Origin of the sequence: Paracoccus aeridis (assembly GCF_004923205.2) — a bacterium.
Lineage (GTDB): Bacteria > Pseudomonadota > Alphaproteobacteria > Rhodobacterales > Rhodobacteraceae > Paracoccus > Paracoccus aeridis.
This window is the reverse complement of record NZ_SELD02000055.1, coordinates 1-3,141: the sequence shown is the minus strand read 5'-3', so window position 1 is coordinate 3,141 and position 3,141 is coordinate 1. Positions and strand designations below refer to the sequence as shown.

Below are 3,141 nucleotides of genomic sequence, written 5' to 3'. Positions count from 1 at the left end.
CTTCTCGATGGAAAACCCGGGTCAGTTCCGGGTGGAAATCAACAGCACTTGGCTTGGATCCCCCGGCTCAGGAGCCAGAGCACGGTCGCCGTGACCTCGCGTCGGAAATGGGCGGCGATGAAGAACATGCGCTGGTCGTTGTCGCGGTTCAGCGACACTTCGGCTAAATCCTCGACTTCGAGGAACTCGCACAGGCGCGTTACCGCGTTCCCGCCGCCACAGAACCGGTCGAGGTATTGCTGATAGATATCTACGATCTGCGTTTTCTTCAGACTCGACACGTAGGCAGTATACTTCAGCGCCTGCCAGGTTACGTCGCGACCGGAGTCGTCGAGCTTGTTCTCGATGACGACCAGATTGCCGTCCTTGTCGAGCGCCAGCAGGTCCAGTCGTTCGCGGGTTTCCTCGAAACCGTCGAACTCTTTCTGGATGATGAGCAGCTCCTCACCAAGGGCATCGGGCTGGTTGGCGAGCCATTCCTGCAGATGGTCGCGTTCCCGAAGAGCGAGGTCGCCAAAGCGTTTTTGGGTCAGGCGCGAGATGCGGTTGCTGGAGCGATCGACGCGAAACATCAGGCGACCTCCTCGAGCATCTCGCGCGCCGTGCCGACGCGAAGCTCACCGGACATGAGGCGGGGGAGCAGGGTGTCGCGCAGGGTAGCGAGAGTGCGGTTTGATGCATCTAAAAATTCGATAATATTACGTATAAATCCGGCTCGCCGCTCGAAATGTTCCAGCAATGGCTTTGGTGGCTGTAAACATGTTAGGTGATCAAAATTCTTCAGAGGCATGTATGGATTTGAGCTTCCGCCTATGAATTGCGACCAATCTATGTCCAAGAGAACATGCCTTGCATACTCGAGCGAGACGGTATCCTTTGAGGTGATATAATACGTGTTGTTAGTGGCCCAAAATGATCCATTGAAGTAATTAAGGGCGCCGCATGAACCAATCTTGCCAACGAATATCACTCTATCACATTCAAGACTGCTGATGGATTTTCCGATAGGGCCGTTCGCTCCGAAGGCAGTCGCCACCCCATCTTCACTCCTCAAGGGTGCGGGCCAAGTCTTGCCAGAACGGAAGGTAATGGCTTTTTGCAATAGGTGAGATGACCACCCCACCGGCAGCCCATCCTCGCCGAAGCTGTCGGGGAACAGCGCGGCGGTGGTTGAGTCCATATGGGCGGGGGCGCGGCCCTCGGCGCGGGCGTGCACCGGATCAAAATCTACGAACCATGAGCGATAGAGCCCCCGCGCCATCTCCTCCAGCGTCGTCGATGTCTCGCGGTTCAACTCAATCTTGTCGTCCAGCGCACCGAGGGTGGCCGCGATCTCGTGTTGTTCACGCAGCGGTGGAAAGTCGATAGTTACCTTCCCAAACTCTGTTTTGTTGAGGATCGGTTGCGCCGCCCCCGCCGCGAGTTCCCGCAACTCCTTGCGTCTTCCGAAAAGATTATAATATACGAAGAGTGGCGAGAAATTATCTGTATCGACTATAATTGAATTAATCTGTTGGTTTGTTGAGCATCTGCTGGATGCAATATATGTCTTTCCCATGTCTGATCCGATGCACGATACCATAATTGAGTTTGGAGGTATCATGCAGTTCTTTACTGCCTCTGCACCTGCGACTGACAAATTGCGTGCTGTATTTCGTAGGTAGCGGCCTTGACCCATATCGGATGGCGTGACGAAGGGAATGTCGCCGCCAAAGTAATCCTGCCGGCTTGTAGTCGGTGTTTTGCCAGTCACGATGCGACCTACGGCAGATAAGGGAAAGGATGTCATTCCAACGCCCCCAACCGTGCCTCGATCTCCGCTTCCAGCCGCCGCCCCTCGGCGAATTGCTCGCGCAGGGTGCCCATCAGCCGCTCGAATTCTTCTTCGAAGTCCCTGCCGTCCTCCTCGGCCGCGCCCGCACCGACATAGCGGCCCGGCGTCAGGACGAAGTTGTGGGCCGCAATCTCCTTCAAAGTGGCGGACTTGCAGAAGCCGGGCACGTCCTCGTAGCTGCCCTCGTGCACCTCGCCCCGCCAAGCGTGATAGGTGGCGGCGATGCGGCGTATCTCCTCCGCCGAAAGCTCCTTTTGCTTACGGCTGCCGGGCACTAGCGCCCCCATCTTGCGAGCGTCGATGAACAGCACCTCGCCCCGTCGATCGCGGAGTTTTTCGCCCATCGCGTGGCCATTCGACTTGTCCTTGGCCAGAATCCACAAACAGGCAGGAATCTGCGTGCCGAAGAAAAGCTGGGTCGGCAGCGCAACCATGGCATCGACCGCGCCCTGCTGGATCATTGCCTGGCGGATCTCCCCTTCACCCGACTGCATCGAGGACATGGACCCGTTCGCGAGAACAACCCCGGCGATGCCGTTAGCCGAAAGGTGATGATGGATATGCGAGAGCCACGCGAAGTTCGCGTTGCCTACTGGCGGCGTGCCGAACTTCCACCGGATGTCCTCCCGCAGTCGCTCACCTTCCCAGTCCGAAATGTTGAAGGGAGGGTTGGCCAGGATGAACTCGAAACGCTCGTCCGGAAAGGCGTCGCGGACGAGTGTGCCTTCATGGTTCCAGGCGATGTTCCCGAAGATCCGACGCATGGCTAGGTTGACGCGTGCCAGCTTGTAGGTGGTGGGATTGCTTTCCTGTCCGTAGACCGCGATGTCGTCGACGCGCCCTTGATGGGCACGGATGAACTTTTCGGACTGGACGAAGAAGCCACCGGTTCCGCAGCAGGGATCGTAGACCCGGCCCGAGGTCGGCTCCAGCATCTCGACCAGCACCGATACGATGGACTTCGGGGTATAAAACTCGCCCCCGCGCTTACCCTCGCTCGAGGCGAACTCACCGATGAAATACTCGTAGACTCGACCAATCAGGTCAAAGTCGTGGCTGCTCCCGTCGAGAGACAGGTCGTTGGTGAAGAGTTCGATCAGGCCCGACACGATCTCCCGCGACAACTCGGCGCGGCCGTAGACTTTGGGCAGCGCGTCCTTCAGCGTCTCGTTTGTGCGTTCGATCTCGCGCATGGCGTTGTCGACTTGGACGCCAATGTCATGAGCCTTGGCATTGGCAGCAAGGTGATCCCAGCGCGCGATTGGCCTGCCCCCCTGAGGTGGTCCGTTTGTAATCTTAGTGCATGA

At 57.8% G+C, this 3,141-nt stretch carries 3 protein-coding genes; all 3 read right to left on the bottom strand.

All coding sequences use genetic code 11. From position 1 onward, the window contains the following. Positions 1-38: 38 nt before the first annotated feature. Entirely contained in the window at positions 39-572 is a 534-nt protein-coding gene (locus ELI80_RS13900) for a PDDEXK family nuclease (protein ID WP_201740650.1), read from the bottom strand. Further along, positions 572-1,789, bottom strand: coding sequence for a restriction endonuclease subunit S (locus tag ELI80_RS13895; RefSeq protein ID WP_136652632.1), 1,218 nt, complete (start codon positions 1,787-1,789; stop codon positions 572-574). The genes ELI80_RS13900 and ELI80_RS13895 overlap by 1 nt, the downstream gene beginning before the upstream one ends. Beyond that, the coding region (locus tag ELI80_RS13890) for an N-6 DNA methylase (RefSeq protein ID WP_136652631.1) at positions 1,786-3,141 on the bottom strand (1,356 nt) is incomplete at its 5' end. The genes ELI80_RS13890 and ELI80_RS13895, both read right to left, overlap by 4 nt.

What these genes read in the sequence shown, in the direction of transcription:
- ELI80_RS13895 (WP_136652632.1), bottom strand. Translation starts at nt 1,789, where the DNA reads ATGACATCCTTTCCCTTATCTGCCGTAGGTCGCATCGTGACTGGCAAA.
- ELI80_RS13900 (WP_201740650.1), bottom strand. Translation starts at nt 572, where the DNA reads ATGTTTCGCGTCGATCGCTCCAGCAACCGCATCTCGCGCCTGACCCAA.